This window comes from Zongyangia hominis, assembly GCF_014385095.1.
Classification (GTDB): Bacteria; Bacillota; Clostridia; order Oscillospirales; family Ruminococcaceae; genus Zongyangia; species Zongyangia hominis.
In genome coordinates this window covers 283,463-306,461 of record NZ_JACRTC010000001.1, presented here as the reverse complement: position 1 = coordinate 306,461, position 22,999 = coordinate 283,463, and the positions used below count along the sequence as shown (strand labels likewise).

19 protein-coding genes are annotated in these 22,999 nt (G+C 56.1%); 3 read left to right on the top strand and 16 right to left on the bottom strand.

Features of this window, described 5'->3' with window-relative positions; all coding sequences use genetic code 11:
* The 7 genes from H8709_RS01315 to H8709_RS01285 all read right to left on the bottom strand — a co-directional run bounded on the left by H8709_RS01315 (position 1) and on the right by H8709_RS01285 (position 8,864).
* Positions 1 to 1,221, bottom strand: a complete 1,221-nt coding sequence (locus H8709_RS01315) for a glycosyltransferase family 4 protein (protein WP_262396570.1) — start codon at positions 1,219 to 1,221, stop codon at positions 1 to 3.
* A 31-nt stretch (positions 1,222 to 1,252) separates the two neighbouring features.
* On the bottom strand, positions 1,253 to 2,338 hold the full coding sequence (locus H8709_RS01310) for a glycosyltransferase (protein ID WP_262396569.1): 1,086 nt from the start codon (positions 2,336 to 2,338) through the stop codon (positions 1,253 to 1,255).
* Between the two features lie 21 nt (positions 2,339 to 2,359).
* On the bottom strand, positions 2,360 to 3,637 hold the full coding sequence (locus H8709_RS01305; protein WP_262396568.1) for a lipopolysaccharide biosynthesis protein: 1,278 nt from the start codon (positions 3,635 to 3,637) through the stop codon (positions 2,360 to 2,362).
* A gap of 5 nt (positions 3,638 to 3,642) precedes the next feature.
* The gene (locus H8709_RS01300; RefSeq protein WP_262396567.1) at positions 3,643 to 4,731 is read right to left on the bottom strand and encodes a Gfo/Idh/MocA family protein; all 1,089 of its coding nucleotides are present in this window, start codon (positions 4,729 to 4,731) and stop codon (positions 3,643 to 3,645) included.
* 140 nt (positions 4,732 to 4,871) lie between these two features.
* Positions 4,872 to 5,606: an acyltransferase gene (locus H8709_RS01295; protein ID WP_262396566.1), complete on the bottom strand. Its 735-nt coding sequence runs from the start codon at positions 5,604 to 5,606 to the stop codon at positions 4,872 to 4,874.
* A gap of 24 nt (positions 5,607 to 5,630) precedes the next feature.
* Complete coding sequence (locus H8709_RS01290) at positions 5,631 to 6,935, bottom strand: nucleotide sugar dehydrogenase (RefSeq protein WP_262396565.1); 1,305 nt, start codon at positions 6,933 to 6,935, stop codon at positions 5,631 to 5,633.
* Positions 6,936 to 6,974: 39 nt separating this feature from the next.
* Positions 6,975 to 8,864 (bottom strand): polysaccharide biosynthesis protein, encoded by a 1,890-nt coding sequence (locus tag H8709_RS01285; protein ID WP_262396564.1) that lies wholly within the window; start codon positions 8,862 to 8,864, stop codon positions 6,975 to 6,977.
* A 637-nt stretch (positions 8,865 to 9,501) separates the two neighbouring features.
* Between H8709_RS01285 and H8709_RS01280 the strand changes: the two genes are divergently transcribed.
* Positions 9,502 to 10,554, top strand: coding sequence for an aldose 1-epimerase family protein (locus tag H8709_RS01280; protein WP_262396563.1), 1,053 nt, complete (start codon positions 9,502 to 9,504; stop codon positions 10,552 to 10,554).
* A gap of 53 nt (positions 10,555 to 10,607) precedes the next feature.
* Here the strand turns inward: H8709_RS01280 and H8709_RS01275 are convergent, their stop codons facing one another.
* The 5 genes from H8709_RS01275 to H8709_RS01255 all read right to left on the bottom strand — a co-directional run bounded on the left by H8709_RS01275 (position 10,608) and on the right by H8709_RS01255 (position 17,237).
* Positions 10,608 to 11,477, bottom strand: coding sequence for a class II fructose-bisphosphate aldolase (locus H8709_RS01275; RefSeq protein ID WP_262396562.1), 870 nt, complete (start codon positions 11,475 to 11,477; stop codon positions 10,608 to 10,610).
* A gap of 96 nt (positions 11,478 to 11,573) precedes the next feature.
* Positions 11,574 to 12,455, bottom strand: coding sequence for a class II fructose-bisphosphate aldolase (locus H8709_RS01270; RefSeq protein ID WP_262396561.1), 882 nt, complete (start codon positions 12,453 to 12,455; stop codon positions 11,574 to 11,576).
* A 231-nt stretch (positions 12,456 to 12,686) separates the two neighbouring features.
* Positions 12,687 to 14,183 (bottom strand): FGGY-family carbohydrate kinase, encoded by a 1,497-nt coding sequence (locus H8709_RS01265; protein WP_262396560.1) that lies wholly within the window; start codon positions 14,181 to 14,183, stop codon positions 12,687 to 12,689.
* A gap of 26 nt (positions 14,184 to 14,209) precedes the next feature.
* Positions 14,210 to 15,703, bottom strand: coding sequence for an FGGY-family carbohydrate kinase (locus tag H8709_RS01260; protein ID WP_262396559.1), 1,494 nt, complete (start codon positions 15,701 to 15,703; stop codon positions 14,210 to 14,212).
* Between the two features lie 25 nt (positions 15,704 to 15,728).
* Positions 15,729 to 17,237, bottom strand: a complete 1,509-nt coding sequence (locus tag H8709_RS01255; RefSeq protein WP_262396558.1) for an FGGY-family carbohydrate kinase — start codon at positions 17,235 to 17,237, stop codon at positions 15,729 to 15,731.
* 20 nt (positions 17,238 to 17,257) lie between these two features.
* On the opposite strand from H8709_RS01255, the gene H8709_RS01250 reads away from it, so the two are divergent.
* The gene (locus tag H8709_RS01250; RefSeq protein WP_262396557.1) at positions 17,258 to 17,515 is read left to right on the top strand and encodes a hypothetical protein; all 258 of its coding nucleotides are present in this window, start codon (positions 17,258 to 17,260) and stop codon (positions 17,513 to 17,515) included.
* On the opposite strand, the gene H8709_RS01245 is transcribed toward H8709_RS01250, so the two are convergent.
* Genes H8709_RS01245 through H8709_RS01230 form a run of 4 tightly spaced genes read right to left on the bottom strand, consistent with a single transcriptional unit; the run spans position 17,502 to position 21,387 of the window.
* Complete coding sequence (locus H8709_RS01245) at positions 17,502 to 18,710, bottom strand: aspartate kinase (RefSeq protein WP_262396556.1); 1,209 nt, start codon at positions 18,708 to 18,710, stop codon at positions 17,502 to 17,504. The two genes, H8709_RS01250 and H8709_RS01245, sit on opposite strands and share 14 nt — an antisense overlap.
* A gap of 17 nt (positions 18,711 to 18,727) precedes the next feature.
* The gene (gene thrB, locus H8709_RS01240) at positions 18,728 to 19,621 is read right to left on the bottom strand and encodes a homoserine kinase (RefSeq protein WP_262396555.1); all 894 of its coding nucleotides are present in this window, start codon (positions 19,619 to 19,621) and stop codon (positions 18,728 to 18,730) included.
* Between the two features lie 59 nt (positions 19,622 to 19,680).
* The gene (locus tag H8709_RS01235) at positions 19,681 to 20,922 is read right to left on the bottom strand and encodes a homoserine dehydrogenase (RefSeq protein ID WP_262396554.1); all 1,242 of its coding nucleotides are present in this window, start codon (positions 20,920 to 20,922) and stop codon (positions 19,681 to 19,683) included.
* 21 nt (positions 20,923 to 20,943) lie between these two features.
* The gene (locus tag H8709_RS01230) at positions 20,944 to 21,387 is read right to left on the bottom strand and encodes an ACT domain-containing protein (protein ID WP_262396553.1); all 444 of its coding nucleotides are present in this window, start codon (positions 21,385 to 21,387) and stop codon (positions 20,944 to 20,946) included.
* 435 nt (positions 21,388 to 21,822) lie between these two features.
* On the opposite strand from H8709_RS01230, the gene ytvI reads away from it, so the two are divergent.
* Positions 21,823 to 22,899: a sporulation integral membrane protein YtvI gene (gene ytvI / locus H8709_RS01225; protein ID WP_262396552.1), complete on the top strand. Its 1,077-nt coding sequence runs from the start codon at positions 21,823 to 21,825 to the stop codon at positions 22,897 to 22,899.
* The last annotated feature ends 100 nt before the right edge of the window (positions 22,900 to 22,999 follow it).

Genomic DNA, 22,999 nt, shown 5'->3' with positions numbered 1-22,999 from the left:
TTATTGAATAGCGTCGATAAATCGCTGCGCCAATTTTTCATAGTCGTGATGGGCGGCCACATAGTCCCGGCCCCTTCTCCCCATGGCGTCGAGCTCCTCCCTTGGCAGGGCGCGGAGCTTTTCGATGGCCCGTGCGATGGCTTGGGGGGACTCTGCCTCGATGGTCACGCCGCAGCCGGCCTCCCCCACCGGGTCGTTGGAGGCCTCCACCCCGCAAATCACCGGCCGGGCGGAGAGCATGTAGTCGAAAATCTTATTCATGGCCACGCCGTAGCGGTAGAGCTCGCACCGCTTGGCCCCGATATAGAGGCAGTCCGCCAGCCGGAGAAAATCGCCCACCTGGCGCTTTTCCACCGGGTCGAGAAGCAGGATATTGGAAAGGTTCTCCTCTTTGATCTGCCGGGCAAACTGCTCTTTGAGAAGTCCGCCGCCGATCATGACTAAAGTGACCCCCTCGTCCAGCTCCTTGGCGCACGCCACAAAGTCTTCCAATGCATTAGCTTTGGCAAATCCGCCCAGATACATGCAGAGAAACTGCCCCTTTTCCTTTTCCGCCCGGATGGCCGCGTACTGGGGCGTGGCGGTTATATCCACCTCTTCCCCGTCCAAAACGACGCCGTTGGGAACATAGACAAACTTCTTCTCGTCAAAGCCCCGCTCCCGGATGTGAGCGTCGGCCTGGGGCAGGACGGAGAGCACCTTATCGGCGTGTCCGAAGGCGAAGTCCTCCGCCCGCTGAAGCAAACGAATCATCGGGTTTTTCTCGGAAATGTGGTAGAGGACCACCGGGGACAGGGGCCACAGGTCGTGAATTTCAAAGTAGAAGCGGCCGCCGGAAATTTGGGCAATCCGCTGGGCCAGATAGATGTCCATGGGGTAGGTGGATGACGCGATGACCGCGTCCGGGCGGTATTTTTCCGCCAGAAAACGGGCGCGGCGCTTGACCTTTTGGTAAAAGAGGGTCATGTTGAGCATCCGCATGGGGCCGTTGCTGTGATAGGCCGGGGTCTTCACCCAGCAAAACCGGGCGCCGGGAGCAATTTCCTCCTCGCTAAAGTCCCGCTCCACCTGGGGGTTTTTCTTTCGCAGGTGGGAGAAGGTGGCGGCCAGCACCGTGGCGTCATGCCCCGCTTTGGCCCACTCCCGGGCCAGGTAGTAGGGCCTGAACTCCATGCCGTAGCGCTCCGAACCCGCGTAATGATTGATTAACAGTATCCTCATATCGTCTCTCCCCAACGTCCCATTGCCGCTCTTATTTTAGTTTGGCGGTCTCCTTGAGTATTGTCTCCATGGTACTCACATTGTCTTCCCAGTTATAGAGGCGCTCCACCCGCTCCCGGCCCGCCCGGCTCATCTTTTGGCGGAGTTCCCAATCGGTATACAGCTGCCAGAGCCGCTCGGCGATGGCGCCGGCGTCCCTACGCGGCACTAAAAAGCCGGTGACCCCGTCCTCCACCGTCTCGGTGAAGCCGTCCACATCGGAGGCGATGACCGGTACCTCGCAGGCCATGGCCTCCACCGCCGAGACGCCGAAGCTCTCGGAATTGAGGACGCTCGGGACGCAGAAAACATCCATGCCACTGATGGCCTGGGGAACCTCCATGTTGGGGATGGCCCCGCAGAGGGTAGCCATCCCGTCAAGGCCCAGGGTATGAATCAGTTCCCGCAGTTCTCCCTCCTGTTCCCCGCCGCCATAGAGAAGGAGTTGGGCACGCTCCCCTTCCGGGAGCTTTTTGACAAAATCGGCAAAGCCGCGCACCAAGTAGGTCAGCCCATATTTTTCCTTGAGGAGCTTGACCGTGCCCACGGTGAAACATTCTTTCTCCACTTCCCTCTTGGAAAAGCGCGCCGTGTCCACCCCAAAGGGCGTGACGGCGATCTCCTTTCTATACTGGGGATAGAGCTTCTTCACCTGGGCCGCCATCACGTGGCTGGTGGAGGCGAGCTGGTCGGAGTTTTGGATGTTTTTCCAGATCATGGCCTTGTGGAGGGGGCTTTTGAGCGGAAAATCATAAACGTCGCTCCCCCACACCGACAACAGCAGCGGGTGGACCTTCGCCATCCGCGCCAGGGTGCCGTAGCCGCTGGCGTAGTGGGCGTTGACGACGTCGGGCGCAAAGCGCCCGATGTCCCGTCTGAGCTCCCCGCCGCCCAGCAGATAGCCCTTAAAACCGCCGGTCTTAAGATAGACGATTTGGACCCGCTCGTCGATGATTTCGTGCTGGTTTGCGTGGCTTGGCAGCGAATAGAGCCGGACCTTGTGGCCCCGACTGACAAAGGCGTTGGCCCACTTCACGGTATGGATGGAATTGGCCGGCGCGATCAGTGCAATTTTCATCAAATCATCTCCGTCGTTGGGTCATTGGTTTTGGTATTCCTTGACTACCTCATGGCAGTAGACATAAAAGACAAAGTAGGCGATGGCCAGGGAAATGGACAAAATCAGCAGATAGTTTTTCACCGTCAAATCCCACAGCGCCGCCACGCCGGTGGGAACCAGCGCGAAGAGCAGCAGGCCGAACTGCCAGATCATGGTCATCTTCTGCTTACCCATGACAAGGGCGCTGTTGGAGATGGGGGATACGATAAAGCGCACCAGGAACATGGGGGTGAGAATCCGCACATATTCGGCGGCCGGCGCCCATTGGGGGCCCAGGAAGATGGTGATGATGGGTTCAGCAAAGATAAACAGGATGGCAAAGAGGGGCACGGACAGAACCATGAGCAGCTTGGAAATATTGTTGAAAGTATGGGCTAAATTTCCGGAGCTGTTCTTCTCGTCCGCCGCCTGCTTGACAAAGACCTGCCCCACCGCGTTGCCTACTAGCGACAAAGGCGAGCCCAGCACCCGGTTGATCATGGAGTAGTAGCCCAATTGGGAGGTGCTGTAAAGGGCGGACAGGAAATAGGATATGACATTATAGGTCATGGTGTTGGCCAAGGAGCCGGGCAGGGTGAACTTGGGATAGTTACTGTACTCTCTCCCCACCTTCCCCATCAGGTGGCGGTTGAGATCTTTACGGTGGACCTTGCCCCTCAGGTTGTGAATCATCCGGGTATTACCGGCCACAAAGGAGATCATCTGGCCCAAGATGAGCCCCATGGCGCCCCAGTGCAGGAGGGCAAAGCCCAGCTGTAAAATGGATTGAACCACCGTCTTGATAATATTGGCGTTGGTGATGGCCTTATACTGTTTGAGCCGCACATTGTAGTAATTAAGGGAGCTGTACATGCCGGTCATCAGCGCCGCCAGCGGCAGGCAGAAAATCCAGCCGATATGTCCGTCGCCCCCCAGCAGCCGGTCGATGGGGGTAGCAAAAGGGAACGCCAAGATCATGGCGGCGGAGATTCCCACCGTCAGCGACATGCTCAAAAAGAAGAGTCCGTTTGCCTTTTCGTCCAAATCGGACACCACGATGGCAAAGTCATATTTGAGCCCCACCAGCTGGCCCAGAATGTTTACCGTGGAGGTGAACAGGGTGTACACGCCGAAGTCGCTGGGTGTGTACAGACGCCCGAGCAGCGGGGACAAGATGACCGGCAAAAACTGTGCGATGGTGGAACCGCTGACCAGAATCAGCACATTTTTGACAAAATCATTTTTGAACATGCCCAATAAGCGTTCCCGTAGTTTCATGGCGATTAAAACCTGCCTTTAAAATCTAAAGTGCTGCAATGGGTCAGGGGGAGCTTGACCGCTTTCCCCTCTTTGGCGGAAAGATAGATGGCGAGGACCAGTTCCAGCGCCCGGCGTCCCGCCCGGGCATCCACATAGGGCTTCCTGCCGGTGCGCACCGCCTCAATCACATCGGCGTAAAGGGGCGTGTGGCCAAAGCCGTAGACGTTGGGAGGATTCTCCCCGCACTCGCGCTTGATGGCCTCCACGTCGCCCTGTTCATCGGCGAAATTCCACTCCTCGATGATGTTGACGCTTTTCCCTCCGGCCTTAACGGTCCCGTGCTCGCCGAAGAGATAGAGGGTCTCCTCTAAGTTGTGGGGGAAGATGTTGGTGGTGCCTTCGATGAGGCCGTAGCTGCCGTTTTTAAACCGGACGATGGCCAGCCCCAAATCCTCCGCCTCGATGTAGTCGTGGTTGAGGCGGTCGGTGTAGGCCATGACCTCGGTGACCTCGTCCCCCATCATCCAGCGCAGCAGATCGATATTGTGGATGCACTGGTTCATCAGCGCGCCGCCGTCCTGTTCCCAAGTGCCCCGCCATTTGGCCTGGTCGTAATAGGGCTGGGAGCGGTTCCAGCGGATGTGGGCGGCGCCGTGGAACATCTTGCCGAACCGGCCCTCGTCCACCGCCTCCCTGATTTTTTGGATGGACTTATTAAAGCGGTTTTGATGGCAGGCGCAGACGATAACGCCCTTTTTTTCAGCCGCTTCGATGATGGCGTCCGCCTCGTCCAAAGAAAGCGCGATGGGCTTTTCGATAATCAGATTGCAGCCGGCTTCGATGCAGTCGAGGGCGATCTTTCCATGCTTGCCGCTCTCGGTGGCGATGGCCACCAAATCCGGCTTCACTTCCCGGAGCATGGTGCGGTAGTCGGTGTAGCGGGCAATCCCTTTGTCCGCCAAATCAAACTGGGATAGCAGGTGTTCCATGTTTTCTTCGGCCACGTCGCACACTGCCGCAAGCTCGATGTGATCGTTATTTAGCACCGCCGCTATGTGGTTGGGAGAAATCCGCCCACAGCCGATAAGCGCGTATTTTACTGTTTCTATCATCTCTATTACCCTCCGGTTCTTTGAGGCTGGGAACCGTCTTCGGCCCCGCTTTTCAGGATGGGCGGAGCGTCCGCCCTCTTTTTTATCATGCAACAAAGCCGCAGCTTTTAACGACCTTCTAAAACTGCGGCTGATTGAATTTATTGGTTTTCGAGCAGCTGCTCCTCCGGGACCGGGCGGATTTCCCGTGCCGGAGAGCCCAGGGCCACCATCCGCGGCGACACGTCCTTGGTCACCACACTGCCCGCGGCCACCAGGGCGTCCTCCCCGATGGTAACGCCCGGCAGGATAACGCTGCCCGCGCCGATGCGGCCGCCTTTTTCCACCGTCACGCCCTTAAAATGAGCAAAACGCTCCCGGGTACGCCCCGCGTAATTGTCGTTGGAAGTGGTGACCCCCGGGGCGATGAAGCACCGGTCGCCGATATGGCTGTAAGCGGTGATGTAGGCGTTGGACTCGATCTTGGTGTTGGCGCCGATTTGACAGAAGTTTTCCACCGTTACGCCCCGGCCGATGATGGTGCGCTCCCCCACGGTCACATCCTCCCGGATGGTGGCCTGATCTGCCGCCAGACACTTTTCACCCAGCTTGGCCCCCCGGTAGATGACCGCATGGGTCCCGATGATGGCGCCGTCGCCGATTTCCGCCGCCGGGAGCTCCCGGTCGCCGGTGGTGGCGCTGTTGGCCGCCTTCATCGGCGCTTTCCCGATGCAGGCAAAGTCGTCGATGCGCACATGGCTGCCGATGCGGGTGTCCCGGCGAAGCACCACGTGGTGCCCGATTTGACATCCCTCGCCGACGACGACGCCGTCCTCAATGACGGCATACGCGCCGATCACGGCGTCCGATGCGATCCGCGCCTTCTCGCTGATCATAAGCCTTGCCCCTATCTTTGTGGATTAGAGTCGCTCCAGATGCTCCGCCTCGATGCCTTTCGTCAGATTGCGGGTGTCGAAGACCATCTTCGCCTTGTCCACGATGTGTTTCGCGTCGTAGCAGGAGTGGTTGGTGAGCACCACCACGATGTCGGCGTCCTCAATGAGTGCGTCGGTGAGCTCTTCGGAGTGGTACTGCTTGCCGTTGTGGGAAAAGTCCTTCACAAAAGGCTCGTTGATCACAAGCTCCGCTCCGAACTTCTCGAGATGCTCGATGACCTTGAGCGCCGGGGATTCCCGCAGGTCGTCGATGTCCGGTTTATAGGCCACGCCCAGCAGCAGGATTTTGGAGCCGTTGATGCTCTTTTTGTCCCGGTTGAGCATGTGGCTGATGCGCTCGATCACATACTCGGGCATGTTGTTGTTGATTTCGCCGGCAATCTCGATCAGGCGGGTGTGGTAGTCATAGCCTCTGGCCTTCCAGGTCAGATAAAACGGGTCGATGGGGATGCAGTGGCCGCCGAGGCCGGGACCGGGATAGAAGGCCATAAAGCCGTAGGGCTTGGTCTTGGCCGCGTCGATGACCTCCCAGACCGGGATGTTCATCCGCTTGCAGAGGATGGCCATCTCGTTGGCCAAAGCGATATTGATGTTGCGGAAGGTGTTTTCCAAGATCTTTTCCATCTCCGCCACCTTGGGGCTGGAGGCTTCAAAGATGTCGCTGTCGAGCACGTTGCCGTAGAGTTTCGCCGCAAGCTTAGTGCACTCGGGCGTGACGCCGCCCACCACCTTCGGGGTGTTCTTGGTCTTAAACTCCTTGTTGCCCGGGTCCACCCGCTCGGGGGAGAAGGCCAGGAACACGTCCTTGCCCACCACATAGCCCTTTTCCTCAAACAGGGGCTGGATGACTTCCTCGGTGGTGCCGGGGTAAGTGGTGCTCTCTAAGACCACCAGCATGCCGGGCTTTGCGTACTGGGCCACCGCCTTGGCGGAGGACTCCACATAGGAAATGTCCGGCTGATAGTATTTGTCCAGCGGGGTCGGCACACAGATGGCCACGCAGTCGCAGTCCCGGATGTGGGAGAAATCAGCATAAGCCGTCAGCTTGCCCTCGTCCACGATCTTTTTCAGGTCGCTGTCCACAACGTCGCCGATGTAGTTGAGCCCCGCGTTGACCATGTCCACCTTCTTGGTCTGGACGTCGAAGCCCTTGACCGTATACCCGGCCTTGGCCTTCTCCACGGCCAGCGGCAGGCCTACATAACCGAGGCCCACAACGCCCAGAACGGCGGTTCTGTTTTCGATTTTCTCCATTAACTTTGCGTACATCAGTACATTCCTCCAAACCGCCCAAACAGGCGGTGAATTTTATCGGTCTGCCGATTCATTGCCGTAAATTTCCTTGACATTATCATTGTGCTCAAAGGTGGATACGATATCCTTGACCGAGTCGAACATTTCGTCCATCCCCGGCAGGGTGAGGGTTTCCTCCAGATGCTTGACATTCTGGGCAAACCAGTTAAAGTCGTTGTCCACCGGCTTATTGATATAAATTTTATTGTTGGAGGTCTTCGTGGTGTTTTCCTCCGCGAGGCTGATTTCCTCAAAGAGCTTTTCGCCGGGTCTGAGCCCCGTGAAGACAATCTGGATATCCTTTTCCGGCTCCAGGCCCGACAGGCGGATCATGTCGCAGGCCAGGTCGTAGATGAGCACCGGCTCCCCCATATCCAGCACGAAGATTTCCCCGCCCTGGGCCATGGCTCCGGCTTCCAGCACCAGCTGGACCGCCTCCGGAATGGTCATGAAGTAGCGGCGCATCTCGGGATGGGTGACGGTGACCGGTCCCCCCTCCTCGATCTGCTTTTGGAAGAAGGGCACCACGCTGCCGTTGGAGCCTAAGACATTGCCGAAGCGCACCGCGGCAAAGTCGGTCTCGTCGGACACCTTGTCCATCATTTGAATCACCATCTCGGCGATGCGCTTGGAGGCGCCCATGATGTTGGTGGGGTTGACCGCCTTGTCGGTGGAGATGAGGATAAACTTTTCCGCCTGATGATTGATGGCGATCTGGGCTACGTTGATGGTGCCGAAGACGTTGTTTTTAATGGCTTCCTTGGGGTTTAATTCCATCATCGGCACATGCTTGTGGGCCGCCGCGTGGAACACAAGCTGCGGCTCAAATTCCTTGAAGATTTCGTCCATCCGCTTGCGGTCCCGCACCGAGCCCAGACGGATGGAGTAGCGCGACTGGTCGTAGACCTCCTTGAGCTCGTTGTCAAAGGCGAAGAGGCCGTTTTCATTGATGTCGAAGACGATGAGCCTCTTAGCGCCGTAGCGCAGCACCTGGCGGCAAATTTCCGAGCCGATGGAGCCACAGCCGCCGGTGACCAGGACCACTTTGTCCTGGACAAAGTTCTTGACCGCCTTCATATTGAGATGGACGCTGTCCCGGCGGAGCAGCTCCTCCAAATTGATGGTGTTGAGCCGGGCGTTCTCCACCCGCTCTTCTAAATTGTCGATGGTGCCAAAGCGCCGGATGACGCACTTGCGGGACTTGCAGACCCGGATGAGCTGCTTGAGGAAGTCCTTGTCGGCGTTGGCGATGGCCACAATGACCTCGTCCACCGCCAGATCGTCCAGGATTTCGGGCAGCTCGTCGAAGCCGCCGTAGACCCGGATGCCGGACACCTTACACCCGTGCAGCTCTTTCTTGTCATCCAAAAAGGCAACCACCCGCATGCCGTCCTCGGGGTGGTCATAGAGCTTTTTGTGCAGATATGCGCCCAGCTCCCCCGCGCCGTAGATGAGGACATGGCGCATCTGCTTTTTCTTGCGCACGCTGCGCAGCTTATTCTTCGTAAAGTTGACCACGGCCACCGAAAACCGGCCCAGCAGCATGGTCAGGAATATGAGCCCGGTGATGAGCAGCATCACTTCAAATGGGATGCCCTGGCGCAGGATGCGGTCGGTGGAGATGGCGATCACACCGAAGAGGAAGGAGGAACAGACCAGCCGGATGACCTCGGAAAGCCCCGCGTGACGCCAGATGGAATTATAACAGCGAAAAATAATATTGAGTCCGATAATGACCAAGGCGCAAAAAAGGATATAGCTTCCTTGGTTATTCAAATAATACTTGGGGATGGCGCGGAAAAAACCAAATTTCAGTTTAAAGCCGATCTGCACCGAAAACCAGGTACAGAGAAAATCCCAGATGACAAGGGAAGCTATATAAAAAATTCTGCTTGCTTTCTTCATTCTAACCTCCGCAGTAAGGTCCTTGCCGCAATGCAAGCCTCAATTTCTCCTCATGCAATAAACGAGGCAATATCTGTCCTGGACACACCTTTGTCCCGACAAACATCGCCATTTTCAGAAAAATATGGGAGCGCAGCCTTTAGCAAATCATACCATCATTATACGTTTACCACGCTTTTCTGTCAATTAATTAGAGCATATTTACAAAAAAATCAGACATTTATCGTGAATCCTCACAATTCGTTTCCGGTACATCCAAAAATATTGACGCTATTGACAAATGGCTCCGATTTCCTCGTTTGCTCTCACCGACAGGTGCATTTCCCGGCTTCGCATCCTGCAAAACATTTTCTTCTTATTTCTATAATTAGAATTTTAGCGGATTCTTATCCCAAAGGTGTGTATATTTTCTGAATTTTTCTCGGGTTTTCCCTGCTTTTCCCACCTTATCCATCCAAATTCTCCCCATCGCGCCTATTTTGCCCCTTTGTAGGGAACAGCAAAAAACTATCTAAAAATTTTACACCATTCTTTCGATTTCTTAGTCCGACCGCTGTTGTTTGTGGTAGAATGAAAGAAGCATCAACCGGATACCACGAGTTTGAGCATCTCAATCAGGAGAAAGCAGGTGTCATCTATGAGTTTTCAGGAAAAAAAGAAGTATCTCGGCCATATGAGCCAGTTATTCGATGTGCGCACCTACCGTCTGTGCGGCGGACGGATGGACGGAGTCAAGGCAACCAGTGTCAAAATGGACACCGGTTTGGAGTTTACCGTGTTCGCCGACCGCTGTATGGACCCCTATTATCTCTCCTACCGCGGGCGCAATTTGAGCTATATCGGCCCGGTGGGCGTCGTATCCCCCGCCTATTTCCTAGAGCGGGATCTGGACTTTTTGTATGGCTTTACCGCCGGCAGTCTGAGCACCTGCGGGCTTTCCAACATTGGCAGCCCCAGTGAAAACGACAGCGAAATCCTAGGTCTCCACGGCAGGCTCTCCCACACCCCGGCGGAGGATTATGGGGTCTGGGTGGACGAGGATGCCGCCGGCAACCCCACCGTCGTCATGAAAGGCCGGATGCGGGAAGCCAAGCAGGGGCTCAAAAACCTCGTAATGACCCGGGAAATCCGGGCGGCCTATGGCGGGAAAACCATCACCATTTCCGATACCTTCCAAAACGCGGGCTTCACCGCCTCCCCCTTTATGCTGCTTTATCACTGCAACTTCGGCTATCCCCTCCTTTCGGAGAACGCGCAGCTCCTCATCCCCAGCGCCAATGTGCGCCCCCGCACCGACTTTGCCGCCCAGGCCCTCGAGAGTTGGAGCACCTTTGAGGCGCCCATCGACGGCATTGAGGAGCGCTGCTACTACCACGATCTAAAGACCGACGCCGACGGCAACACCATGGTGGGGGTCTATAACGACGACATCGGCATGGGGCTCTCGGTTCGCTTTAATAAGAAGGTCCTCGACCATCTGGTCCAGTGGAAGAACCCGGCTTCCGGCTGTTACGCCCTGGGCCTCGAGCCCTGCAACTGCGAAATCGATACCCGCGCCAAAGCCAAAGCCGACGGCAATATCAAATACCTCCAGCCCGGCGAAAAGGTTCGCAATACCCTGATTTATGAGGTTATCGACGGGGAGAAAGACCTGGAAGCGGTCAAGGCTTTCCAATCTTCCCTCAAATAAAAGCAATAACAAAAGGGGCCGTCCCATCGGGACGGCCCCTTTTATCTTTGCACTTACTTGTTCATGAAAACTTTCATTGCTTCCATTGCGTTTTCCTGCATGTATTTGATGCCCAGGTTGGAAATGATCTGGAAACCAACCAGGTCGTCGGCGTTCTTAATATGCTCGGCGATGTGTTTGGAAGGAGCGGTCGCCATGTAGGTGTAGTAGTTGATCTTCCGGATGCCGTTGTTGATAGCGGACTTGAAGCCCTCCGGACTGACGCCGGAACCGCCGTGCATAACAAGGCCCACATTCTCAGGAATGACCTTCTGCACTTCGGCCACTACATTGGTATCCAGTTTCGGTTTGGTTCTGTAGAAGCCGTGAACGGTGCCGAAGGAGATGGCCAGCGCGTCGCACTTCGTCTCCTCGCAGAAGCGGGCCGCCTCGGAAGGATCGGTATACAGGTCTTCGGGCTTGTACTCCACCACGCTGCCGTCAGCGTCGACGGTGCCGGCCTCTTTGTTGGGCATTTTGCCAAGCTCCGCTTCCACCGTCATGCCCATTTTGTGCGCCAGGGCAACAAACTCTTTGACATTAGCGATGTTCTCCTCGTAAGGCATGACAGAGCAGTCATACATGACGGAGGGGAAGCCCACTCGGACGGCTCTCCACAGCATGGAGGGAGAAACGCCGTGGTCCAGATGGCAGCAGACGGGAACTTTTGCTTTCTTTGCATACTCGAGCATGACCGGGCCGATGTCCTCGATCTTGGTAAACCACTCGTGGCCTTCCGCATGGTCCAGGATGACCGGGCAGTTCATTTCCTCAGCGGCGGCGATGACGGCGCGCACAGCCTCAAAGGTCGGTGTATTGAATGCGCCAACGGCATAATTGCCTTTTTTGGCGTCTTTGAAGATTTCAGCCAAAGTAACTAACATCTTTCATTTCTCCTTGTCGTAAGTATTCAGATCACGTGTTTCCGGCAGCCGCCCGATGCGGCGCCCATGTACAATACAAAATCAGCGAGGGAAGAACTAGTCTTTATTCAAGAAGACCTTGATGGCTTCCATGCATTTCTCTTTCATGATTTCGTAGCCCATCTGCGCGATGTTTTCAAAGTAGATGGGATCTTTGCTGCCCTCGATGGTCTTGAGGATTTCGGGGGCGGGGGCGGTGGTCATCGCGGTGTAGTAGTTGATCTTTTTCACACCGTGGCTGATGGCGTCTCTTACCTGATTGGCGTCAACGCCGGAACCACCGTGCATGACAAGGGAGGTGTTGGGGGTCTTGGCTTTGATCTCGGTGAGTCTCTGGATATCCAGAACCGGTTTGGCAACATATTTGCCGTGGACGGTGCCGAAGGAAACGGTCAGCGCGTCAACGCCGGTTCTCTCGCAGAATTCACCGGCCTCGCCAGGTCTGGTGAAGAACTCGCTTAAGGGGATATCGTCGGTTCTCTCGGTGTTCCAGCCGATGGTCATGCCTTTGCCGGGCATGTTGGCGGGCATCTCGTTGATCATGGCCTCGACAGAAACGCCCATGCTGTGGGCGATTTTGACGAATTTAGAAGTCTTTTCCACGTTAGTTTCAAAGTCATAGGCAGACATATCATACATGATGGAGGTGAATCCCGCTCTGACAGCGCGCAGAACGAAGTCATCGGTCAGGCCGTGGTCCACATGGACGGCGACGGGAACGGTGGCCTTTTTGGCATACTCGATCATCAGAGGCCCGATGACGTCGATGTCAACAACGCACTGGTCGCCCTCCGCATGGTTGATCATGACCGGGGAGTTCATCTCCTGGGCCGCGTCGATAACCGCTTTCAGCGTTTCCAGAGTCGGAGTATTGAAGCCACCGACGGCATAATTGCCTTTTTCGGCGTCTTTCAATATGTCTGCAAAATTAACTAACATTTTCATTACTCCTTATTTTAAAATTTTAAAATAATTTCGTCTGCAATGGGGTTAAGCATGAATGTTCAGTGAGATATATCTACTGTGGAACCAGGCCGCTTACTGTCTGAATCCACGTTCATTATACCCTTTTTGCCGGATGAGCGCAATAACATTTTATAAAGTTCTGATATAACAACTGCACAGACTTACTTCTTAATTTTCATGCTCTTTCAACAAAGTTGTACGTACTTATTTCATGATTTCTTTAACTCCTGCGTACATCCTCTTGTATTTTTCATAGTATTCATCATAGATTTTTGACTTCTCTGGGTTTGGTACGTAGGTCTTACCAAGTCGAATTAAGCGGTCGGCCGCCTCGCTGAGATCTTTGTATTTTCCCAGCGCCACACCGGTGAGCATGATGCACCCCACCGTGCCCGCCTCGGCGTTTTTGAGCGCGGTAAAGGACTTTCCGGTGATGTCCGCCTTGATTTGCAGCCAGACCGGGCTCTTGGCCCCGCCTCCGCCGGCTCTGAACTCGTCGATGCGGATGCCCTCCCCTTCCAGCAGGTCGTAGAAGGTGCGCATCTCGTAGGCAAGCCCCTCCATCAGTCCCTTGTAGATGTCGATGGGCTTGGTCTCCAGCGAGACGTTGAGGATGGCCGCCCGGGCGTGGGGATTGTGATCGGGCGTCCCCGTTCCGGCAAAGTGGGGGGTGATAAGCAGGCCGCTGGGGGCGTCCCTCACCTGTTTGTCCAGCTCGTAGTAGATGTCCTTCCCCTCTTTTTTCGCCAGCTCGTATTCGTAGCGGGCGATGGTGTCCCTAAACCACTGGAGCAGCACGCCGCCGGTGGCCGTCTCGGTGTAGGAATAGTAAGCGCCTTTGACCGCGTGGGGCACGGTGGGGATGGTATTGTTGAGCAGGAAGTCGTCGGGCTCGAATTTCTCCACATACATGGTGGAGACATGAATGGTCCCGGTGACGTCGCAGCAAATCCCCGGGCGCAGCACGCCGGACCCCACGGCGCAGCAGGCCTGGTCATGACCGCCGGTGCACACCCGCGTCTCGGGGGAAAGTCCCAGCTCTTTTGCAAGCTCCGGTTTGACCGGGCCCACAATGGTGCCCGACGGCACCGGCGTGGAAAACTTTCTCGGGTCGATGCCCGCCGCGTCGCAGATCTCCTGGGACCATGTGAGGGTCCGGATATCCAGCGCCATGGTGCGGGCGGCTAGGGAATAGCTGATCATCCGCTTGCCGGTGAGCAGGTAGATGATGAAGTCCTCGATGAGAGGCAGTTTGTCCGCCCGGTCGTAGATATCGGTGTGGCGCTTGAGCCACATCACTTTGCACACGGTAAAGAAGGTGGCCGGCGCGACGCCGGTGATCTCCATGATCCGGGCCTTGCCCCCCATCTTCTCGGTGAGCTCGTTCATTTCCTCTTCCCCGCGCCAGTCGGTGTATATGATGCCCCGGCCGATCATGTTGTCGTCCTTGTCCATGGGGATGGTCATCTCGCCCAAGGAGTCCACGCCGAAGGCCTCGATGGTCTCCTCGGGACACTGGGCCGCCGCGTTGCGGATGACCTGCTTGACCGCGTTCCAGATGTCGTGGCCGTCCAGCTCGTGATAGCCCCCCTCCCGGATGGCCTCATAAGCGCAGTAGTCGGTGCCGCACACCTCCCCCGCGTCGTTGATGATCGTGAATTTGCACCCGCTGGTGCCTACGTCCAGTCCTGCAATTGCCATCTCGATATTCCGCCTTTCTTCTCCCTTTATTTCATGATGGTGTCCACGACGCCGCTGATTCTCTTGTATTTTTCATAGAGCCCGTCGTAGATGGCGTGGCGGCGGGGGTCAGGCTCGTAGACATGGCCGAGCTTGACATAGTTTTTCGCCGCTTCCTTGAGATCCTTGTGCTTGCCCAATGCCACGCTGGAAAGCATGACGCAAGCCACCGTCCCTGTCTCGCTGTTTTTAAGCGCCTGGAACTTGCGCCCCGTCACATCCGCCTTGATCTGCAGCCAGACCCGGCTTTTGGCGCCGCCGCCCGACGCGTGGACGTGGCGGATGTCGATGCCGGCGCTCTCGAGCAGCTCGAAAAACTGCCGGATTTCAAAGGCAAGGCCCTCCATCAGGGCCTTATAGATGTCGATGGGCTTGGTTTCCAGGGACATGCCCCAGAAGGACGCCCGCTGGCCCGGCCCCTCCATGGCGCCGGTGTCGGCAAAATAGGGGGTGATGAGCAGACCCGTGGGCTCCTCCTTCACCATGGCGTCGAGCATCTGATAGACGTCTTTCCCCTGCTCCTTTGCGACCTCTTTCTCCATCCGACCCAGGTTGTCGCGGAACCACTGCAGCATGGCGCCGCCCGCGCCGATGCCCCAGAAGTAGAGCTGGGCGTCAGGCAGGGCGTCGGGAACAAAGCTGAAATAATTCTTGATCATGAAGTCCATGGGCAGCCGCTCACTGGAAAAGAAGGTGCTGTTCTGGGTGGTGCCGGTGCCCTCCATGCAGACGTGGTCTTCCACCACACCGGCCCCCAGCGCGCAGCAGCACTGGTCGTGGCCGCCGGTGCAGACCACCGTGTCGGGGGAGAGACCCAGCTCTTTCGCTAGCTCTGGCTTGACCTTTCCCACGATGGTGCCCGCGGGAACCGGGGTGGAAAACTTGCCGGGATCAACCCCGGCCGCCGCCATCACCTCGTCGGACCAGGTCATGGTATGTACGTCCAGCCCCAGGGTGCGCATGGCCGAGGAATAGGCCACAAGGCGGTTCCCGGTGAGCATATAGGTGGCAAAGTCCTCCATCAAGAGGATTTTGTCCGCTTTTTCCACCATGTCGCTGTGCTTTTTCACCCACATCAGCTTACATAAGGTGTACATAGCCCGGGGCACGGTGCCGGTAATCTCGGTGAGCCTGCGCTCCCCGCCCATCCGCCGCACCAGTTCCAGACATTCCTCCTGGCCGCGGCTGTCGGTATAGAGTATGCCGCCGCCCAGCACTTTATCCTCTTTGTCTAACAGCGCCACCGTCTCCCCCAGGGTGGTGACGGCGAAGGCCTCCACCGTTTCTTCAGGGCACTGGGCCGTGGCGTTTCGGATGACCTGTTTGACCGCCGCCCAGATGTCGTTGCAGTCGAGCTCGTGAAAGCCGCCCTCCCGCTTGGCCTCATAGGCGCAGTAGTCCTTGCCCAATACATTGCTCTCCTCGTCGAGGATGGTAAATTTGCAGCCGCTGGTGCCGATATCGAGTCCCGCTAATGCCATGGGAATCGTCCTCCTTTTTTGTGCTCTATTTGTCAATCTCGTCCCGCAAAATTTCGTCCACCATGGGACCGATCTTGCGGAAACGCTGGTAGTATTTCTCGTAGGCCGCCTGCATCTCGGGGTTGGGGGTATAGGTCTTGCCCAGGCGCACAAAGTTTTTGGCCCCCTCCCGCAGACTGGGGAATTTGCCCAGGGCAAGGCCCGCTAAGAGCGCGCAGCCCACCGTTCCCGCCTCGCTTGTCTTGATGGAGGTGTACTTGCGCCCGGTGATGTCCGCCTTGAGCTGCATCCAAACCGGGCTCTTGGAACCGCCGCCGGTGGCGTGGACCTCGTTGATGGGCACGCCATTTTCCTCAAAGACCTCGAACATCATCCGCTGGCGGAAGGCCAGGCCCTCCATGAGCCCCCTGTAGATGTCGACGGGTTTTGTCTCTAACGAGACGCCCAGGAAGACCGCCTGCCGGTCGGTCCGGTCCGGGCGGAGCATGCCGGAAAAATCGGGGGTGATAAGCAGGCCTGAGGGGCCCTCCTTCACCTTGGCGTCCATCATCTTATAGAAATCCGTCTGCTGGTCCTTGGCCAGCTGTTTGTCGAACTTATCCAGGTTATCCCGGAACCACTGGAGCAGCACGCCGCCCGAGGGAGCGCCGTCAAAGATATAGTGGCCGCCGTCCAGGGCGTCGGGGATGACGTTAAAGACATTTTCCACCACAGGCCGCGGGTCCATGAACTTCTCGGTATAGACCACATTGCACTGACAGGTCCCGGTGACGTCCAGGCAGATGCCGGGCTTAAAGAGGCCGGAGCCGATGGCGCAGCAGGCCTGGTCCATGCCACCGGTGCAGACTTTCGTTTCGGGGGAAAGGCCCAACTCTTTGGCCAGCTCCGGCTTGACCGTGCCGATGACGGTGCCGCTGGGGTAGACCGGAGAAAAGAGGTTCATGTCGATGCCCGCGGCGTCGAACACCTCTTTGGACCACTGTTTGGTGCGGTTATCAAAGGCCATGGTCCTCGCCGCCGTGGAATAGCTCATCCCCCGCTTGCCGGTGAGCAGGTAGATCATCATGTCCTCGGTGAGAAGGAACTTGGTGGCCCGCTCATAGATGTCGGTGTGGCGTTTGATCCACAGCACCTTGCCGATGGTCACGGTACAGCGGGGCACCATGCTGGTCATCTCCACCATCCGTTCGGGCCCGCCCAACTTTTCAGAGATTTCGCCGCACTCCTTCATCCCCCGCGTGTCGGTGACCAAGGCGCCGCGGCCAATGATGTTTTCATCTTTATCAAAGGGGAACGCGCTTTCCCCCAAGGTGCTCACTGCGAAGGCTTCCACCAGCACGCCGGGGCACTGGGAGGCGGCCTCCTTGATGACCCACTGCGCCGCTTCCCACAGGACATTCCCGTCCAGCTCATGGCATCCGCCTTCCCGCACAGCCTCATACGGATGATACGCCGTGCCGAAAATTTGACCAGCCTCGTCCATGATCGAAAATTTACAGCCGCTTGTTCCTATATCGAGTCCCGCCAATGCCATGGATATACCCCCTTAGTTGTATGATGCGAATCCTGCTCATATTATATATCCCAGCGAAATGTAATGCAATGATGTTTATAAAAAGTAAAAGACATCCCGATATTTTTGTGGAAATTGCCAGCTTTAACGCCAAAGAGAAACAAGTCCACCTTTCTTTTTTGACGGAGAAAAATCACAAAAAATCAGTGCTGTCGCCCCCGTTCCCAGGGCCAAAAAAACAGGGGCGCTTTTTAGAGCGCCCCTGTGCTTATGTAGTTAAATTGATTAGTCGTGGATAAAGGCGTCGTGGATGACGTTCAAGGCCTTCTCCGAATCGTTGATATCGATGAGGATGGAAATTTTAATTTCGCTGGTGGAAATCATCTGGATATTGATGTTCGCCTCTCCCAGCGCCTCGAACATCTTGGAGGCCACGCCGGGGTTCGACTGCATGCCGGCGCCCACTAGGGAGATTTTGGAGATGTTCTCCTCGCAGATGATGTCCTCGGCGCCGATACTCTGCATATGCTCGTGCAGGGTGTCAAGGGCGGCCTGCTTGTGGGAACGAGAGGTGGTAAAGCTGATATCCTTGGTGCCATGGCGGCCGATGGACTGGAGGATGATGTCCACATTGATCTTCTTTCCGGCCAGCAGGGAGAACACCTTAAACGCGATACCCGGCTTATCCGGCAGTCCCACCACCGAAATGCGGGCCACATCGTTGTCCCTCGCTACCCCTCTGATCAACATCTTTTCCACACTGACAACCTCCTTCACAATCGTTCCCGGTTTTTTCACAAGGCTGGAACGGACCTCTAAATTCACATTGTACTTTTTCGCCATTTCCACCGAGCGGTTGTGGAGCACCTGTGCGCCTAAAGAGGCCAGCTCCAGCATCTCGTCAAAGGAGATTTCCGTCAGCTTCTGGGCGTGCTTGACGATCCGCGGGTCGGCGGTATAAACGCCATCCACGTCGGTGTAGATCTGGCACAGGTCCGCGTGCATGGCCGCGGCCAACGCCACGGCGCTGGTGTCCGAGCCGCCCCGGCCCAGGGTGGTGATATCATCGTACCGGTTGAGCCCCTGGAAACCCGCCACAATGACGATGTTTTTCTTGGCGAACTCGTTTTCAATCCGCTCCTTGTTGATGCGGCGGATGCGGGCCATGCCGTGGTTGGAGTCGGTGACGAAGCCCGCCTGCCAGCCGGTCAGGGAGACTACCGGACAGCCGATCTTCTCGATGGCCATGGCCAGCAGCGAAATGGAAATCTGCTCGCCGCACGCCAGTAGCATATCCATCTCCCGCGTGGACGCGTTTTCGTTAATTTCCTTGGCTTTCTCAATCAGATCGTCGGTGGTGTCGCCCTGAGCGGAGACGACGACGATGACGTTGTTTCCCTTTTGATAGGTGTCCGTCACAATTCTGGCCACATTGAAGACCCTTTCGGCATTGGCAACCGAGCTGCCGCCGAATTTTTGTACAATCAGACTCATTGCATTCCCTCCATCAATTACACTGAAACCTGTGTACCCAGGTTGTCGATCATCAGCTTTTTTAACTCCCAGCTCGCGTGTCCCATCCGGTCGAGCGCCGCCCGGGCCTCTTTTTCAAATGTGTCCGCCTGCGCCTCATCCACAATGGCCATCAGCGTCGAACCGGCGCCGCTGATATAGGCGGCGTAGGCACCCAGCTCGTAGGCCAGGTCAAAGACCTTGTCTCCATCCTGGATGAGTCCCAACCGGTAGGGCTGGTGGAGCTTATCCTGGGCCGCGATCTTCAGGTTCTGGAAATTGCCGCTGTAAAGGGAGACCGACATCAGGGCCGCTCGGGAAAGGTTGAAGACGCCGTCCCGGTGGTCGATGACCTTGGGCAAGGCCGCCCGGGCCATCTCGGTGCTCATCTCAAAGTCGGGAATAAAGGTAAAAAAGCGCAGCTTTTCGGTAATTTCCTGCTTGACGCAGTAGACCTTGCCGTCGTCGATGACAGCGGTGACCAATCCCCCCAGAATGGCTGGGGTGGAGTTGTCGGGATGGCCCTCCATCACCGCGGCAAAATTGACCAGCTCCTCCCGGCTCAAGGGATTGCCCATCAACGTATTGGCGCCGAAAAGTCCTCCCACGATGCACGCGGAGCTCGAGCCGAGCCCTCTTGTCATAGGTATGTTGTTTTCTTGCTCAATGTGAAGCCCGGTAAAGGGTTTTCCGCAGATTTCAAACAAATGCTTGGCGGTTTTGTAGATTAAATTGTTTTCCCCCGTGGGGACCTGGGTGTGATCTCTGGATTTTATCTCTATCCCGTCGATCTGCTCCATATAAATGTAATTGTATAGGTTCAGCGCCAGCCCCAAGCTGTCAAAACCAGAGCCGATGTTCGCGCTGGTGGCTGGTATTCTGACTTGTATCAATCGGTTCACCTGCTTTTATCTCGTGTTGGATTCTCTGTCTTCCCCTCATAAGTTCTGCCTTAGTAATCGAGCACCCGCACCTTGCCGAGGACCGGATAGCCCGCGCTTTCCATGGCTTTAGCAGCCTTCTGCGCCTGCTCCTCCCCGATGATACCGGTGACAAATCCCACCTCGCCGGTGAGCGACGGCACGCGCAGCGGGGTAACTTCGCCGAAGAGCTCCTTCGCTTTGTTTAGCGCCTTGTCGGCTTCGTCGCACCGCACCCGCAGATAGAAGGCGATCTCGGTGTCCTTGTAATCGAGGACCGCGTCGTCCTCTTCCGCCACCCAGAACGGCGCTTTGAAGATGCCCCAGTTCTTGACGCAGTCGATGACGTCGGCCACAACTGCGGAGGCGGTGGGCAGCTTTCCGGCGCCCTTGCCGTAGAAGACCACGTCGCCGGTGGCGTCGCCCCGGACCAGGATGCCGTTGAAGACGTCGCTGACGCTGGCGAGCTGGCTTTCCCCGGAGACAAAGGCGGGGCTGACCATGATGGTCACCTTGCCGTTCTCGTCCCGCTTGGCCCGGCCGATGAGTTTAATGACGCCGCCCCATGCCTCGGCGTAGGACACGTCCTCCAGGGTGATCTTAGAGATGCCCTCAGTGTACACATGCTCGGGATAGATGTGCTTTCCAAAGGCGATGGACGCCAGGATGCAGATCTTGCGGCAGGCGTCGATGCCCTCCACGTCGGCTGTGGGATCCTTTTCGGCGTAGCCCAGCTCCTGAGCCAGCTTCAGCGCGTCGGAGAAGGCCATGCCCTCTCTAATCATCTTGGTCAGGATAAAGTTGGTGGTGCCGTTGAGGATGCCGGCGATCTCGTCGATCTCATTGGCGGCCAGGCACTGGTGGAGGGGCCGGATGATGGGGATACCGCCGCCGACACTGGCTTCAAAGAGGAAGTTGACGTTTTTCGCCTTGGCGATGGCCAACAGCTCCGCGCCTTTGGCGGCCACCAGCTCCTTGTTGGAAGTCACCACGCTCTTGCCCGCTTCCAGGCAGCGCTTGACAAATTCAAACGCCGGGTGCAGGCCGCCCATGACCTCCGCTACCACCTTGACCTCGTCATCGTTCACAATGGTCTCAAAATCCTTGATAAATTTGTCGCTGTACGCAAGGCCCGGGAAATCCCGGAGGTCCAAGATGTACTTGATCTCCATTTCCTGCCCCGCTCTTTTTTCGATGCTCTTGCGGTTTTTATAGAAAACCTCCGCCACACCGGAACCGACCACACCGTGGCCCATCAACGCAATCTGGAACATAACTGGCACCTCATCTTTCTTTTATTGACCCGATACCCTGCGGACCTCGGCCACGCCTTCCACCTGCCTGAGGTTCTGAAAGAGCTCCTCCCGGCTGATGGTCAGCCCTTCCAGGCTCACAGAGATGGAAACCGGCGCGACAGAGTCCACCGGAATGTTTTGATTGATCGTCAGTACATTGGCGCCCACCTGGTACAGCTCGCTCAAAAACCGGGAGAGGACTCCGGGTTCATCGAGCAGCGCCGCGTAGATGGTGATGATATTTTCTGAAACATTGCTGGTATATGGATATACGCTGTCTTTATATTTATAGAAGGCGCTGCGGGAAATGCCCATCATCCGGGCGGCCTCCGAGGAATTTTTCGCTTTACCCGAGGCCAGCAGATGTTTGGCCTCTACCACCTTAGAAAAGATCTCCGGCAGAACTTTGGTATCCACCAAAAGATACTGCGTAGTATGATCCAAAAAGTCCACCTCCCAAATACGCCTGTTTCGCGAATAAATACACTATACACGGTTGGCAGACTTTTCACAAGGGCAAATATCCACAAAATGTTCGGTTTATTGCCGAATAAACTAAAATTTTCTGGATTACCTTTCCCCTCCTTCTTTATTCTTCCATTTTCTCACGTTGATGAATGATTTCAATAGTTTCTTAAAACATATCGTCTTTCCCTTGTCTAATTTTCACAGGAAAGTGAGACCCGACTGGAGAAAAAATTCTGTCTTTGGGAATAAGTGCTTCCTGATTTTCTGTCTTTCTCAGGAAAACAAGCTTCCCGTTTGGCGCATCTTCCCCCGGCGACTGGTTACAATAATATCATTTCTATGTATTTCTTTCCCAGAGAATTTCCGTCTTTCGCATGATCTTTGCGAAGGCCGCCGTTTGGAGTGACGTTTTTGGATCATCAAAGCCGCGTCAATTTTATCATCAACACCCTTTTCTTCATCACTGTTTTTGTGGTGATCTATTTTTGTGTCAACTACGTCTTTGTATGGTTTCTTCCCTTCATAATCGGACTGCTCATCGCCTTCTGTTTAAAGCCCGTCATCGAGTTTCTCAGTAAGCGTCTCCCCTTTCCCAAAAAGTTCTGCGCCATCCTCTCCATCCTGCTCGTCTTCTCCCTGCTTGGCGTCCTGCTCTGGTTTGCCGGCACCCGTCTGCTGGTGGAAGCCGGCGATCTTTTCGCTCAGTTCCCGGAAATATACTCCTCCAGCCTGGGGCCGGCGGTAGGCAAAATCAGCGACCTGCTCTTAAACGGAATGGCAAAGCTCTTCCCCTCCGCCGCCGACGCCACCTTACGCCTGCTCACCGCCATCTCCGAGAGTTTTGAGTCCATCATCCTGAGCCTTTCCGCCTCCGCCGCGGCCACCATCACCGAAATCGTCAAGGATGTGCCCTCCATGCTGGTGACCCTGGGTTTCTCCATCGTCGCCACCTTCTTTATCAGCATGGACTATTTAAACATCGTCAGCTTCCTGGCACGGCAGATTCCCGAGCGCCACCGCACCTTGCTCTTCGACATCAAAGACTTTCTTGTCCACACGGTGCTCAAAATGATCAAGGCCTATCTTATCCTCATGTTTATCACTTTTGCCGAGCTCTCGGTGGGCTTTCTCATCATCCGTTTAGACTACGCCATTCCTCTGGCGGCCCTCATCGCCCTGCTGGACCTTTTGCCCGTCATCGGCACCGGGGGCATCATGGTGCCCTGGATCATCGTGGAGCTCATCCGGCAGGACTATCAGCTGGCTCTGGGGCTCTCGGTCATCTATCTCATCGTCACCGTCATCCGCAATATCATCGAGCCCAAAATCGTCGGCGACCAGATCGGCCTGCATCCGGTCCTCTCCCTGGTGGCCATCTATTTCGGTCTCAAGACCATGGGGGTGTTGGGAATGATCCTCATGCCTATCCTGGCCATCCTCCTCAAATGGCTGTGCGACAAGGAACACCTCAAGCTCTATCAGCACTAGCTTGGGGGCTCACCCTTCCATGAAAAACTGCATAAAATAAAAGCAGCGTGATGAAAAACGCTGCTTTTTTATTGTCGCAGCATAAAAACTGCTATGGCTT